Below are 14,095 nucleotides of genomic sequence, written 5' to 3'. Positions count from 1 at the left end.
GCGTATTAATGATCCACCTCCACCACGGAGACCGCAGGGAACTGCTCGAGGAACGCTCGCGTCTCGCTGAGCGAAAACTTGGGATCGACCGCCTCGAGACACAGAAAGAACTTGTCTGTCGTAGCGCCGTTCCTGAAGTTCGGCGCGTTGAAGACAGGATGATAGAGCTGGGGCAGGCCATTCAGTGCCAGCATTCCCAATGCCGCCGAGAAACCGGCGAATAGAATCGTCCACTCATAGGCCGGGATAATGAACGCTGGCCACGAGAACAACGGTCGCCCTGCAATATTCAGTGGATAGGCCCATACATTGATCCAGGTCTCCATCAGAAACGCAGTCGTAACGCCCATAAGACCGCCAATCAAACACACCATAGGAACGCGTGTCTTATGGAACTCGAGTGCCTCAGCCGCCTCTTCCACAGGATAAGGGGTATAGCACTCCATTCGGCGATAGCCGGCGCGGCGCGCCTCCTCGGTGGCATGCACTAACTCACTGGGCGTATTGAACTCGGCCAGCAATCCGTAAACTCCTTCGCGGGGCGGCATTAAACGGTCTCCTTACTGACTGTCTCAGCATCGGGTCCGCCGCGGGTGACCTTGGTCTGCGGCAGCATCATTCGAATCTCGGACATCGGAATCATCGGCAGGAATCGAACAAACAGGAAGAACAGGAAGGTGAACAATCCCATCGTTCCCACATAGATCATGTAGTCCCACTTCGTCGCCCGGTAGGTACCCCAGCTCGACGGCAGATACTCGCGATACAGGCTCGTCACAACGATTACGAAACGCTCAAACCACATACCCGTGTTGACGATGAGTGACAGGATAAACAGCCACACAACGTTCACGCGCAGTTTGCGCGACCACAACGTAGTCAGCGGAATCGCAATATTGGTCAGGATCAGGATCCAGTACGCCCAGCCCATTGGCCCAAACATACGGTTCCACATCATGAAGAACTCCCAGTGGCTGGCCGAGAACCACGCCATGAAGACCTCCATGCCGTATCCATAGGCCACGATCGAACCGGTAGCGAGCATCACCTTTGCCATGTTGTCCAGGTGACGCAGCGTGACCAGATCTTCCATGTGGTAGAACTTGCGGATCGGAATTGCCAGCGTCAACACCATCGCAAATCCTGAATACACAGCGCCCGCAACGAAGTACGGCGGAAAGATCGTCGTATGCCAGCCTGCGAGCGCCGCCACCGCGAAGTCGAAGCTGATGACCGTGTGTACCGAGAGCACCAGCGGCGTTGAAAGTCCTGCGAGCAGCAGGGAAGCCGACTCATACCGGATCCAATGCCGAGTCGATCCGCGCCATCCCAGGCTCAACATACCGTAGAAGTACTTCGCCAACGGCATCGTCGCCCGGTCGCGCAATGTTCCGAAATCCGGGATCATTCCGATGTACCAGAAGATGATCGAGATCGACGCATACGTTGACACTGCAAACACGTCCCAGGCGAGCGGGCTGCGGAACTGCGGCCACACGTTCATCGTGTTCGGGTAAGGGAAGAGCCAGTATGCCAGCCATGGACGCCCAACGTGAATCAACGGGAACGTTCCGGCGCAGACGACTGCAAAGATCGTCATCGCCTCGGCGAACCGGTTGATCGAGTTACGCCATGTCTGCTTGAACAACAGCAAAATCGCAGAGATCAGGGTTCCTGCGTGGCCGATACCGATCCACCACACAAAGTTGATAATGGCGAATCCCCAGGCTCCGGGAATCGTAACACCCCAGATTCCAACGCCCTTCAGAAACAGCCACGTGCACCCGATGACGAGGCCCATCGCAACGCCTGCCCCAACAATCAGGCCAAAGAACCACCCCAGCGGGGTGTTCGACGTCAGTACGATTCCAGCAATCTTCTGCGTGACCGACTTGAAGTTATGGCCCGGCGCAATAACCGCATACTCGCCAGTACGCGGCTCGATCATAGGATCGACGATCGGGTCTTGCATGGGTCCTTTGGTCGCCATTATGCCAGCTCCGGATGCGGGTTGATGACTCCGGCCGTATAGGTCGTGCGCGGACGGAAGTTGAGGTCAGCGAGTACCTGGTAATCGCGCTCCTCAGCCTTGAGCTTTGCCACCTTGCTTGCCTTGTCGTTGATATTGCCGAAAGTAATAGCGTTGGTCGGGCAGGCCTGCTGGCATGCCGTCACTACTTCACCATCACGAATCTCGCGGTTTTCCTTGTCCGCTGTGATCTTTGCCGCTTCAATCCGCTGTACGCAGTAGCTGCACTTCTCCATCACACCACGCGAACGAACCGAAACATCGGGATTCCTCATGAACTTGAGGCTCTCCGTGTCGAAGTCCGAGTACAGCAGAAAGTTGAACCGGCGAACCTTGTACGGGCAGTTATTGGAGCAGTAGCGAGTTCCAACGCAACGGTTATAAACCATCGTGTTGAGACCTTCCGGGGTATGCACCGTTGCACCTACCGGGCAAACCTGTTCGCAACCTGCATTCTCGCAGTGCTGGCACGCCATCGGCTGGAAGTGTGCTTTCGGGGCATGCAGATCACCCTCAAAGTAAGTGTCGATCCGCAGCCACTGCATATTACGTCCGACCTTCACCTGCTCGCGGCCAACTACGGGAACGTTGTTCTCTGCATAGCAGCTGACGATGCAGGCATTGCAGCCAATGCAGCTGTTCAGGTCGATCGCCATTCCCCACGCGTTCTGAATCTTCAGCGTCGAGGGGTCCTGCTTCTCGTAGTTCCAAGCGTCAGGAAAGAAAGAGTTGCTCTTCGGAATAGTCTCGCCCTGTGGCGAATAACCAACCTTGTCGATCAGAGTGCCGCTCGCGCCACCTTCATGCGCGAAGTTCGGATTCTTCTTTACCTCTTCGAGAGTTGCGTATCGAATGATCGACCGCTCCTCTGCCTCGTGTCCGGCCAGCGAATAGACACCGTCTTTATCAGAAAGCGGCTTCTCCAGATCGTGCTGAGCGAAGCTGCCGCGGTGTTCGATGTTGTGGACCTTCGTGATGCAAAGGTCATACGTTCCCGGAACCTTCTTTGCCGTCGCACCCGAAACGGACAAGAGCCCATCCACAGTACGGATCTGGTAAGCATCGAATCCGACGCCCTGACCAACACGACCAGCCTCAACGCCGCGACCAAAGCCAAGGTGAACCGTGATCACGCCGTCCGGATGACCAGGGATCATCAGCGCCGGCGCAATTACCTCTCGTCCGTTGAGCGAGATCTTCACCGGGTCGGACTCATCAAGCTTCAGCTCCGCCAGCGTGTTGATGCTCATGATCGCTGCATTGTCCCAGCTCAGGTTGGTCACCTGTTTGGGAAGCTCCTGTAACCAGCCAACGTTTGCGAAACGACCGTCATAGATCGAAGGATCTGGCCGGAAGGAAATTTCAAGGCCACTAGTCGCTGCAGCTGACGGGAGAGATGCCACGGCGCTCTTACCCGCACCACCGGCCTTCGCCGTGAACGCAGTTCCTTCTACCCAACCATCGTGCAACGCCTTACGCCAACCAGCGGCGAAGTCGCCTTTGATGTATGTCTTTGCATTCGCAACGACAACGTCGTAAGCCGACTGCTGCGGATCAGCGAGCAATGCCTGTAGCACGTCATGCGCCGACTTGCCGCCATACATCGGATCGATCATCGGCTGAATAATCGAGATCGTTCCGTCATACGTACGCGCATCGGACCAGCTCTCGAGGTAGTGCGTTTTATTGATATGCCAGTTTGAGATCACGCCTGTCTCATCCACATGCGATGCAAGCTGCACTGTCACCGGAACGTTCGCAAAGGCATCCCGGAATCCCAGATCCCACGGTGCCGAGTAGATCGGGTTGACGCCGAGGACCACCAGCCACTGCACCTTGCCAGCCCTCATATCGGCAACCAGCGACTTCAGATCAGCCACCTGCTCACTCGGCATCGGATTCACAGTCTCGGTATAGATGACTGTCTTGCCGACCGCACCCAGCGAAGAGTTCAGCGCATAAGCTGCCGCATGAACCGCTGGCGAAGCCTGCTCACCAGGAATGACAACGCACTTGCCGCCACTGTTCTTCAAATCAGAGCTTAGCGCAGCAAAAAACTTCTGTTGCTCGGCCGTGGCACTCTGCGGAGCCGCGCCATTCGCCAGCGCCAAGGCAAAAGTCGTAATCTCACTCGGCTTCAGACCCAGCCGATGCTCCGCCTTGAACCCGGTCACCGTCGGCATAGTCTCGACGACGTACAGACGGTTCATCGTCTTGCCTACTTCGTACCGATGCCGCTCGGCATACCCGGCAGCCAACGGTAAAAATCCCGGGTAGGCGATACCGCCAAGGAAGTCGGCATCCAGCGAAAGAATGACGTCTGCCTCTTCCAGCTTGTACTGTGCGTCCGTATAGCTACCGAACGCCGCCTTCGAAGCCGCGCGCGAGGAGTCTTGATTCACCGGCTCCCACTGCACCATCTTCGCCTGCGGATAAGCCGCCTCCACCTGCTTCCACTGCGCAGCCAGCGTTGGTGAGGTAATCGTCTCGCTCAGGAAATAGATACCCTGCCCGCCAGACGTCTTCTTCGCCGCGGTCGCAAACGCCTGCTGGAACTCACCCCACGACGAAACCTCACCGCGGTGCAGCACGTGCTGCGAGCGATCGGGATCATACAGATCAAGCAGCGTTGCCTGGGTAAAAGCGTCCGATTTGCCCTTCGAGACCGGGTGCTCAGGATTTCCATCTACCTTGATCGGACGGAACGAATCCGACTTGATCAATACCGGAATCGCCCCGGTCGGGAACGGAAAGGCAGTAGCGAAGTACATCGGCTTGCCGAGAACCAGATCCTCAGGCTGCTTGATGTACGGGAAGATCGCCTCATCCGGCTGTTTCGTGCAGCCAGCCAATCCGGCCAGCGCCAGCGACGCGCCCATTACCTTCAAAAATCCGCGCCGGCTCACCGCATCGACCCACTCCGTCGACTGGCGGGGAAACTCCTCCGCCATCAACTCGTGGAACGCAGGCGTCTCCGCCAGTTCGTCCAGATTCTTCCAGAAGCGCCGGCCCGTCTGGCCGTCCAGTTTGGCACGAACCTCAGCAAGCGTCATCTTCGCCGGTGCGATCTGCGTGACCACTACGGGTTGTCCTGCCGGTACTTTCATCTCAGCCATCGTCTCTTCTGTTCCGTTCCCAGTCGTTTCGAATCCAGTCGTCTTCATCATCGGTGGCACGTCTCGCAACTCGACAGCTGTTCCGGATTGCGAATGTGGTACTGAGCCGTTAGATATTTGCCCAGGTCGATCTGGCTTGTGAACTTCTGATAGCTGGCGGGCATCGCAATTCCAAGTGGCGGCACATCGCTAGACGTTGGGCCATTCGATTCAGTATTCATCTGCAGCATCGCAACCTCAGGAGATTTGCCCGCAGGATTCGTCGTCGTGCAGCTGACGTTCTGCGCGGTCGGCCCGCCAGTTGTCGTTGTGCTCGTACACCACACCGGCTTCTCGCTCGAAGGCCCGGCCCAGGTCATGTTGTAAATCTCGCTGGTAGGCCGCAGATTCACCACAGGGTTGCGATGGCAGTTCAAGCACCACTCCATCTGCAGCGTGTTTTGCTGATACATCAACGGCATCTGATCGACGCGTCCGTGACAGCTTGCGCAGCCGATGCCCTTGTTTACGTGAATCTCGTGATTGAAATAGACATAGTCCGGCAGGTCATGCACCCGGATCCACTGGATCGAAGCTCCAGTCGCCCAGCTCTGACGAACCGGCTCAAGCAACTCTGCATTCGTCCAGATCTGCGCGTGGCAGTTAATGCAGGTCTTCGTCGGAGGAATACCCGCATACGCAGCCTTCTCCACCTGCGTATGGCAGTACTGGCATTGCAGGCCGAGTCCCTCAACGTGGTGTTTGTGGCTGAACGGTACCGGCTGATCCGGCCGCTGGCCCTGCCGCGTCACCCACGGTGATCGTTGTAGCTGGTCCAGGGTTACGCCGAGCGCGATGACGATTACGCCCGTCAATACCAGGCTGAATCGAGCCAGCGCGTTCGAACTGCGGTCAAAAACTTGCGCCATGAGTGCGTTCCTGCTTCCTCTGCATTACCTGAGCTCAGGGTTGAGAAGTTGCTGTCAATGGTTATGCTTCATCCGACTACGTTTGCCAGGCATTCTCCAGCCGGCGATTGAGGCGTCCGCAATTGGAAGCGCCGCGAAAATTCTTCTCTACGAAACTCCGAGTATAGCAGTGGAAAAGCTCGACTCAACCCACCCACAACGACTCGCAACTGATTTTTTTCCTGCAACATCCGATTATCGAACCCGCTTATTGAGCGCCTGCACAACATCTCGTGCATGCTTGTTCATCGGCTGAAAAACGCCACAACATCTACCCTGCCGGAAATGTATCGAACTTGTAAATCCAAACCAACTTAGTCCGAATTCCCTTCCTCGCGCAAGACGCAGCGCCCGCTCCTGCGATACCGTCACTCTATGCCGCGTCCGCTCCACACTCCGCGTTCTCCTCGCTACGATGCCGTTCAAGCCTGTATGGATCTCTCCGCTGCCGATCCAAAGCTCGGCAAACTCATTCAACGCGCAGGCTCTTTCACCATGCGTGTTGCAAGCGCGCAATCTCCCTTCGAGGCGCTAGTCGAGAGCATCATCTATCAGCAATTACACGGCAAAGCAGCCGCCACCATCCATCGTCGCCTGCTCGAAAGTTTCTATCCCGTCACTGGCAACGAGCACTTCGCCGCCCAGCATCTCCTCGACTGCCCCAACGAGCAGCTCCGCGCCGCTGGCCTCTCTCACAACAAGTCTCTCGCCCTCCGCGACCTCGCCGCCAGAACACTCGACGGCACCGTACCCACACTCCCCCGCATCCGTCGCATGTCCGACGAAGCCATCATCGAGCACCTCAGTCAAGTTCGCGGCATCGGCCGATGGACCGTCGAAATGCTTCTCATCTTCCGCCTCGGGCGCTCCGATGTCCTCCCCGTCGACGACTACGGCGTACGCAAAGGCTTCGCCCTCACCTTCGGCAAACTGAAACCCGCCGACAAAGTCACGCCGATGGACTTACCCAAACCTGACGTCATGCATCGCCGTGCAAAAAAGTGGCACCCCTGGTGCTCGGTTGCCAGCTGGTACCTCTGGCGCGCCTGTGACCTTGCCTCGGGCAAAATTCCGCCTGCTGCCTAAAGCGCATCGAAAGAAAGCATCACAAAATCTGGCAGCATACCCATTCGCAACAAAGCCGCGGCACTATCATCATCGAAGGAATCATGGCAAAGTTACGCACATCAACCAAGAGCGCCAAGTCAAGCATCGCTGCTACCGATGCGCCTCGCTTCGTCTGCATCCACGGCCACTTCTATCAGCCGCCTCGCGAAAACCCCTGGCTCGAAACTGTTGAAGCCCAGGAGTCAGCAGCCCCGTACCACGACTGGAACGACCGCATCACCGCCGAGTGTTACGCCCCCAACGGCGCCTCACGCATCACCAATAAGCAGGACGAGATCATCCGCATCATGAACAACTACGCGCGGATGAGCTTCAACTTCGGCCCCACCCTGCTCAGCTGGCTCCAGGAAAAAGCTCCTCGCACCTACCGCATGATCGTCGACGCCGACAAGTTCAGCGCGCAGCGCTACAGCGGACACGGCTCCGCAGTCGCCCAGGTCTACAACCACATGATCATGCCCCTGGCCAGTCCTCGCGACGCCCTAACTCAGATCCGCTGGGGCATCGCCGACTTCGAATCACGCTTCGGCCACAAGCCCGAAGGCATGTGGCTCGCCGAAACTGCCGTCAATCGCAGCGTCCTCGATCTCATGGCGCAGGAGGGTATCAAATTCACCATCCTCGCCCCCGTCCAGTGCGCCCGTGTCAGAAAGATAGCCACAGAGCCCGCAGTATCATCACACTCGTCTTTATCACCATCAGAGTCCTCTTTGTTGTCATCCCGCAGCGCAGCGGAGGGATCTGCTTCTTCATCCACTGCCTCCCCATCAGAAATCCCCTGGACCCAAACCCCCAGCGCCAACGTCGAACCCACACATCCCTACTTGATCAACCTTGACGAAGGCCGCAGCATCGCCGTCTTCTTCTACGACGGCCCCAGCTCTCGCGCCATCGCCTTCGAAGGCCTTCTCAACAGCGGCGAAAACTTCGGCAGCCGTCTCCTCGCCGGCTTCCATCCAGCCTCGCCCGGCGACCCCGAGGTAGCACAGCTCTCACACGTCGCAACCGACGGCGAGAGCTACGGCCACCATCACAAACACGGCGAGATGGCTCTCTCTTACGCCATGCACTGGATCGAAGAGGGTCAGCAGGCCAAGCTCACCAACTACGGTGAGTTCCTCGAAAAATTCCCCCCGAAATGGGAAGCCGAAGTCGCCGAAGATACCTCCTGGTCCTGCGCCCACGGCGTCGAACGTTGGCGCTCCAACTGTGGCTGCAACGGCGGCAAGCCCGGATGGAATCAGGAGTGGAGAGCACCCCTCCGCGAATCCCTCGACTACCTTCGTGACGCGACCGCGCCAATGGCAGAGCAGCGCTCCGCAGGCCTATTCAAAGATCTATGGGCCGCCCGCGATGCTTACATCCATGTCGTCCTCGACCGCTCCCCCGCCTCTATCATTCGCTTCTTCGCCGACCACGCCGCCCGCCATCTCAGCGAAACCGAACGCACCACCGCTCTCGAACTCATGGAGCTCGAGCGCCACGCCCAGCTCATGTACACCAGCTGCGGCTGGTTCTTCGACGAGATATCCGGCATCGAGACCATCCAGATCATCGCCTACGCAGGACGTGTCCTTCAGCTTGCGGCCAAGCTCTTCGGCGAACCCGGCGCCGCCCTTGAAGAAAAATTCCTTGCGATCCTCGCCCGCGCCAAGAGCAACGTTCCCGAGATGGGCGATGGCGCCGAAGTCTATCGCCGCTACGTCACTGGCATGCGCATCGGCCTCGAGCAGGTAGGCGCTCACTACGCCATCAGCTCCATCTTCCGGAACTATCCCGAGCATGGTGAGCTCTTCTGCTTCGACGTCCATCGCGAGAGCCAGGAGATCTTCAACTCCGGCCGTGGCCGCGTCGCTCTCGGCCGCGCCCTCGTCTACTCCCGCATCACCGAAGAGAACGAAGAGATATGCTTCGCCGTCCTTCACCTCGGCGACCAGAACCTCTCCGCCGCCGTCCGCGCCTACAACTCCGCCGACAAGGTCGAGGTTGAAGCCTTCGCCACCTTCTCCACCGACATCAGCACCGCCATCCGCCGCGCCAATCTCCCTGAAGTTATCCGCCTCATCGACCGTTTCTTTGACCGGGGCGAAGCCCCCAATCAGCCCACGACCTCCTACTCCCTCACCTCACTCTTCGCCGACGAGCAGCACCGCATCATCAGCACCATCCTCAACCAGACCCTCTCTGAGATGGAGGAGTCCCTCCGCAAGATCTACGACGACCACGCCTCGCTCCTGCACTTCCTCACCGAGTCCGGCATGACCGCGCCACCCGCACTCGCAACCGCCGCTCGTTTCGCCATCAACGCAAGCCTCCGCCGCGCCTTCGAATCCGACCAGTTCGACCGCAATCACATCGAGCTACTCCTCAGCCGCGCCACCAGCGACCAGATCGCCATCGACGGCGCCCTCCTTGGCTACGCCGCAGGCCAGCGAATGAAGCGAGCCATGGTTAGCCTCGAGGCTGCCGCTGCCGGCGATCCTTCGGCCGCGGACGCCCTTACGACCGCTCTCATCGTCGCCGAAACCATCCACAAGATGCCCTTCGAGGTACCCATCTGGCAGGCCCAGAACATCTGGAACGACCTCCTCCGCCGCAGCGACACCAACTACTGGACCGACCAGTGGAAGGACGACTTCAAGAAGCTCGGCGAGACCATGAACATCAAGGTCGATCAACTCGTCATCGAAGAAGGCGTCACCATCTTCTAGTCTCAGCCCCGGAAACTCCCACTTAACCCGAATCGGCCAGCAAAACTATTAAATTTGCAGGTTCCCCGCGCTCATCTATGAGGACATACTCCTGTACAGAGGATCCTCAAATGAGTCGAACCACCCCAAGCTCAACCCACGTCGCCGACGTCAGGTTTCGCGGAAACAAAGCGAGCGCCTTCGTCCTCGCCGCAGCGCTCCTGTCCTCCGTCCTTCCCGCCGCGGCACAAGCCGGCGGCGATATGCAAGAGAAGATGGCAGCTCTCAAACAGTCGGTCGCTGAAAACCAGCAGAAACTGCATCAGTACCAGTGGCTCGAAACCACGCAACTCACGCTCAACGGCGACGCCAAGCCCGCATCGCAGAACATCTGCCGATACGGCCCCGACGGAACCGTTCAAAAGTCTCTCGTCTCCCCCCCCCCACCCCCTCCAAGCGGTGGCCGATTCAAACAAAGAATCATCGAAAAAAAGAAGGGTGAGATGCAGGACTACATGGGACAGGTCAAGACCCTGCTCGCCTTGTACGTACCACCTAACGCCCAGCGTATGCAGCAGGCCTTCGGAGCCGGAAAAGTCTCCATCAACCCATCCCCCGGCTCAGGCACCACCAACATCGTCTTCAAGGACTACGCCCAGCCCGGCGACCAGATGACCGTAACCTTCAACACCGCCGCGAAGAAGATCGTGGGCATCAACGTCAACACCTACATGGATGACCCCAAGGACGTCGTCACCCTCGCGATACAGTTCTCCAGCCTGCCCGACAACACCAACTACGTCCAGCAGTCCGTGCTCAACGCCACCGCCAAGAAGCTCGTAGTCACCACCACCAACGCAAACTACCAGCCCGTCGGCGGACAGTAGGTTCTCCACTGAAGCCCAGGCAGTAGCATTCACCAGGTTGAATGCTACTGCTTCGGTTTGCCCCAGACCTCATCGAGAAACAGATACCGGTCACGATGTTTGTCCGGTCGCGACTCAGAAGTTCGATCGAGGTGCATCACCTGCCATCCACCTGCAGCGTTGTACGTCGGCCACGTAGGCAAACCCGCCGCATTCGGATCACCGTTCCGCGCAAAGTTTGTCCAGTAGGCTGCCACCTGATCGGCAAGTTTACGATCCTCAGGTCGCCACGTAGCCTCAGCGCGCGAGTCAAGCGTGTTGAAGACATATTCGATATCGTCCGAATGAAAAGCTCCAAGACTCGCATCGTGGTACTTGTCGCCAGGCGAGCCAAGACCAAAGTTGTATCGGTAGACCGGCGAACCACCCGTAGCCACCTGCGCCTCCAGCCATCGCCACGTCGAATATTTGATGAATCGATCGCCCGCAAAATCCCCCGCCGAGACCACCGCCTCAGCGTCCGTACCCGCAGGATAAACAGCCAGAAACTTCTGCGCATTGTCGCCGAACTCCTTCTGCGCCATCGCAGTAAAGCTCTCGGCCGTTGTCGGCGGCTTAGCCCGCAGCACCATATCGCGCTCCTCGTCGGCATTCCAACCCGCAAGCAGCGGAACATGCGCCTGCTTCCCCGCAGCATAGATGTTAGGAACCGAGTCAGGCAGGAAATACCCATCCACGTCGGGGCCAAATCGCGGCGGTGGCGGTGTAGTCTTCGCATGAACCGCCTCCAGAATCTCATCGACAGACAACTTGCGAAGATCCGCCAACGTTGAAGTATGGAAGGCCGCCTGGGCAAACTCAACGTTCCTCCGCTCAAGGCTCTCACGTGGTTCAAACCGCAGCCCCCCGCTATAAAAAGCTCCGCCACTCTCCCCAATAGCCTTTGAAAACAGCCCCTGCGCCAGCGGCGAAGCCATCTGCGCGCTCACCGCAAACGAGCCCGCCGACTCACCCAAGATAGTCACATTCTTAGGATCGCCACCGAACCCAGCGATGTTCTTCTTCACCCACTCCAACGCCGCAGTCTCATCCATCAGGCCGTAGTTCCCCGAAGCATGATGCGGCGACTCTGCCGTCAGCTCAGGATGAACAAAAAATCCAAAGATAGCCAGCCGATAGTTCATCGAGACAACAACAACATTGCGATGCGCAAGAAACTGGCCGTCCTGCCGCGACTCCGAGGTACTCCCCGAAGCAAAGCCTCCGCCATAGATCCAGATCATCACAGGAAGAGTGCCGTGCTTAGCGCCAGCCGGAGCCCACACATTCAACGTCAGGCAATCTTCACTCTGTCCCGGATCATGAAAGTGCATATCCGGGTAGCCGCTCGACTGGATACAGCGAGAGCCGAAGTCCTTCGCCGACTTCACGCCGCTCCACTTCGCTGCAGGCTGCGGCGGCTGCCAGCGAAGATTCCCCACTGGCGGCGCAGCATACGGAATCCCCTTGAAGGCCCGAACCTTCTGGTCATCCGTCAGGCTACCCTCCACCTTGCCTTTATCGGTCTTCACATGAAGCGCATCGCTCGCGTGAGCAGCGGCAGTCAAAAGAGAGAACGAAAACATAACGGCCAACACTGAGTTTGCCACCTTGGAAACGGTCCGGATCATGCACACTCTCCGCGCCCAACTTATCACGACTCATTACGCATAGACTAAGTGCGCCACACGAACACTGAAACGAATGTTCGGATCTGAAATGAGTAACTCTGAAATATCCCAACCAATTTCGCCTCTGAATTTAATCCCACGCCAAGCGGCTGCATCCAATCCAACATGAGATCGACACCGGTCACTGCCAACGGCCACCAACTCACTCGCCTTCGCTTCGTCAACTGCTACCTCGTCCACGAAACCGACGGCTTCACACTCATCGATGCCAACCTCTCCGGCTCCGCAGACGACATCCTCGCCGCCGCCCGCGCCCTCGGCGCACCCATTCGTCGCATCCTCCTCACCCACGCCCACGTCGACCACGTCGGCTCCGTCGACGCCCTTCTCGCGAGACTAGGCCCAGAGATCGAGTTCACCTCCAACGCCCGCACTCTGCCGCTCCTGCAAAAACCACCCGATAAATCTCTTCTACCCGGTGAGTCCAACGAACCGATCAGAGGCAGTCTCCCCGGCATCGACGCCCGTCCCACCCGTCTCCTCACCGAAGGCGAACGCTACGGCTCACTGCTCTGTATCGAAACTCCCGGCCACATCCCCGGCCATCTCGCGTTCCTCGACGAACGTGACGGCACACTCTACGGCGTGACGCTCTCGCCAGCGTAGGCGCTCTCACCGTCAGCGGCTATCCACCGTGGTTCTTCCCGAACGTCGGTACCTGGAGCAAGGCCACCGCCGTAGCCAGCGCTAAAAAACTACTCGCGTTCCCTATCGAGCGCTTCGCATGCGGCCACGGTGCAGTCAATCCCGGCGGCATCCCCGCACTTCGCGCCGCCATCGCCAAAACCAATCCATAACGCGCACGTTATTTCCTATGCCTTACGCAAGGCTCGATTGGTACTCGACCTTATATCCGAATCTCGGCCTCGCTTTAGCTCTGGCCTTACGAGCACGCGTACGGTCTGCACTCACTGGCCTGCGAGCCGAGTCCACAGCAAGCGCCCTCGCCAGCTCTCCGCGTCCACGGCTAAGACGACTCTTCACCGTCCCCTCCGGTATGCCGAGAATCTGTGCCACCTCGAGATAGTTGCGGTCCTCAAGATCGCACATGACGATTGCGTTCCGACTATAAGCAGTCAGTTCACCGAGAGCTTCATAGATCCGTTCCTTCATCTCAAGCGTTGCGAAACTCTGCTCCGGCGTTGGCCGCGAATCCCTCAGACGAGACGCTATCGTGCAACCGTCTTTCTGTTCGCGGCTCGCATCGAGCGAGTCGCTCACACGAATCAGATGTGTCGCGCGGAAGTGATCCACGAGATGGTTGCGCGTAATATTTCGAATCCAGTTCTGAAGACTCCCCTTCTCGCTGTCGAACCGGGACAGGCTGCAATAGAGCTTCAAAAATACGTCCTGCGTTAAATCCTCCGCATCGCTGTTCGACTTCGTAAAGCTGTAACAGAGAAAGTAGATAAGCCTGTAGTACGAAACAAACAGCTCCTTCCAGGCAGAAGCATCACCGGCAAGACATTCGCGAACCTGCTGACTGATTGAACTCTGTTCGTTTGGCTCTCGCAGATCGGTCTTCATTTGCATCTCCCTTTGCTGACTACGCGGCCACAAAAATATAGATCCTTCCATTCGACAATACT

At 58.1% G+C, this 14,095-nt stretch carries 10 protein-coding genes; 4 read left to right on the top strand and 6 right to left on the bottom strand.

All coding sequences use genetic code 11. From position 1 onward, the window contains the following. Positions 1–5: 5 nt before the first annotated feature. Genes RBB82_RS10525 through RBB82_RS10510 form a run of 4 tightly spaced genes read right to left on the bottom strand, consistent with a single transcriptional unit; the run spans position 6 to position 6,053 of the window. A complete protein-coding gene (locus RBB82_RS10525; protein ID WP_260735716.1) occupies positions 6–548 on the bottom strand; it encodes a DUF3341 domain-containing protein in 543 nt (180 codons plus the stop codon). Beyond that, positions 548–1,990 (bottom strand): NrfD/PsrC family molybdoenzyme membrane anchor subunit, encoded by a 1,443-nt coding sequence (gene nrfD, locus RBB82_RS10520; protein ID WP_433975082.1) that lies wholly within the window; start codon positions 1,988–1,990, stop codon positions 548–550. Before nrfD ends, RBB82_RS10525 begins: the two co-directional genes overlap by 1 nt. Then, positions 1,990–5,196, bottom strand: coding sequence for a TAT-variant-translocated molybdopterin oxidoreductase (locus RBB82_RS10515; protein WP_433975081.1), 3,207 nt, complete (start codon positions 5,194–5,196; stop codon positions 1,990–1,992). Before RBB82_RS10515 ends, nrfD begins: the two co-directional genes overlap by 1 nt. Further along, positions 5,193–6,053 carry a cytochrome c3 family protein gene (locus RBB82_RS10510; protein WP_433975080.1) on the bottom strand — a complete coding sequence of 287 codons (861 nt, stop codon included), beginning with the start codon at positions 6,051–6,053 and terminating at the stop codon, positions 5,193–5,195. Before RBB82_RS10510 ends, RBB82_RS10515 begins: the two co-directional genes overlap by 4 nt. Before the next feature lie 414 nt (positions 6,054–6,467). Between RBB82_RS10510 and RBB82_RS10505 the strand changes: the two genes are divergently transcribed. From RBB82_RS10505 to RBB82_RS10495, 3 genes are all read left to right on the top strand, one after another. Then, complete coding sequence (locus tag RBB82_RS10505; protein ID WP_433975079.1) at positions 6,468–7,178, top strand: DNA-3-methyladenine glycosylase family protein; 711 nt, start codon at positions 6,468–6,470, stop codon at positions 7,176–7,178. Positions 7,179–7,261: 83 nt separating this feature from the next. Beyond that, positions 7,262–9,931 carry a DUF3536 domain-containing protein gene (locus tag RBB82_RS10500; protein WP_433975078.1) on the top strand — a complete coding sequence of 890 codons (2,670 nt, stop codon included), beginning with the start codon at positions 7,262–7,264 and terminating at the stop codon, positions 9,929–9,931. Positions 9,932–10,041: 110 nt separating this feature from the next. Further along, a complete protein-coding gene (locus RBB82_RS10495; protein ID WP_433975077.1) occupies positions 10,042–10,797 on the top strand; it encodes a hypothetical protein in 756 nt (251 codons plus the stop codon). 44 nt (positions 10,798–10,841) lie between these two features. Here the strand turns inward: RBB82_RS10495 and RBB82_RS10490 are convergent, their stop codons facing one another. After that, positions 10,842–12,446, bottom strand: coding sequence for a carboxylesterase/lipase family protein (locus RBB82_RS10490; protein WP_433975076.1), 1,605 nt, complete (start codon positions 12,444–12,446; stop codon positions 10,842–10,844). Positions 12,447–12,611: 165 nt separating this feature from the next. Between RBB82_RS10490 and RBB82_RS10485 the strand changes: the two genes are divergently transcribed. Beyond that, complete coding sequence (locus tag RBB82_RS10485) at positions 12,612–13,112, top strand: MBL fold metallo-hydrolase (protein WP_433975075.1); 501 nt, start codon at positions 12,612–12,614, stop codon at positions 13,110–13,112. A gap of 213 nt (positions 13,113–13,325) precedes the next feature. Here RBB82_RS10485 and RBB82_RS10480 read toward each other — a convergent pair whose 3' ends face one another. Continuing rightward, a complete protein-coding gene (locus RBB82_RS10480) occupies positions 13,326–14,033 on the bottom strand; it encodes an RNA polymerase sigma factor (RefSeq protein WP_433975074.1) in 708 nt (235 codons plus the stop codon). Positions 14,034–14,095 lie beyond the last annotated feature (62 nt).

Origin of the sequence: Tunturiibacter lichenicola, assembly GCF_051013355.1 — a bacterium.
Lineage (GTDB): Bacteria > Acidobacteriota > Terriglobia > Terriglobales > Acidobacteriaceae > Edaphobacter > Edaphobacter lichenicola_F.
This window is presented reverse-complemented; position numbering and strand designations above follow the sequence as displayed.

Bases quoted from the DNA above. Each gene is read 5' to 3' on its own strand.
- RBB82_RS10525 (WP_260735716.1), bottom strand. From the start codon at position 548: ATGCCGCCCCGCGAAGGAGTTTACGGATTGCTGGCCGAGTTCAATACG.
- nrfD (WP_433975082.1), bottom strand. From the start codon at position 1,990: ATGGCGACCAAAGGACCCATGCAAGACCCGATCGTCGATCCTATGATC.
- RBB82_RS10515 (WP_433975081.1), bottom strand. From the start codon at position 5,196: ATGATGAAGACGACTGGATTCGAAACGACTGGGAACGGAACAGAAGAG.
- RBB82_RS10510 (WP_433975080.1), bottom strand. From the start codon at position 6,053: ATGGCGCAAGTTTTTGACCGCAGTTCGAACGCGCTGGCTCGATTCAGC.
- RBB82_RS10505 (WP_433975079.1), top strand. From the start codon at position 6,468: ATGCCGCGTCCGCTCCACACTCCGCGTTCTCCTCGCTACGATGCCGTT.
- RBB82_RS10500 (WP_433975078.1), top strand. From the start codon at position 7,262: ATGGCAAAGTTACGCACATCAACCAAGAGCGCCAAGTCAAGCATCGCT.
- RBB82_RS10495 (WP_433975077.1), top strand. From the start codon at position 10,042: ATGAGTCGAACCACCCCAAGCTCAACCCACGTCGCCGACGTCAGGTTT.
- RBB82_RS10490 (WP_433975076.1), bottom strand. From the start codon at position 12,446: ATGATCCGGACCGTTTCCAAGGTGGCAAACTCAGTGTTGGCCGTTATG.
- RBB82_RS10485 (WP_433975075.1), top strand. From the start codon at position 12,612: ATGAGATCGACACCGGTCACTGCCAACGGCCACCAACTCACTCGCCTT.
- RBB82_RS10480 (WP_433975074.1), bottom strand. From the start codon at position 14,033: ATGAAGACCGATCTGCGAGAGCCAAACGAACAGAGTTCAATCAGTCAG.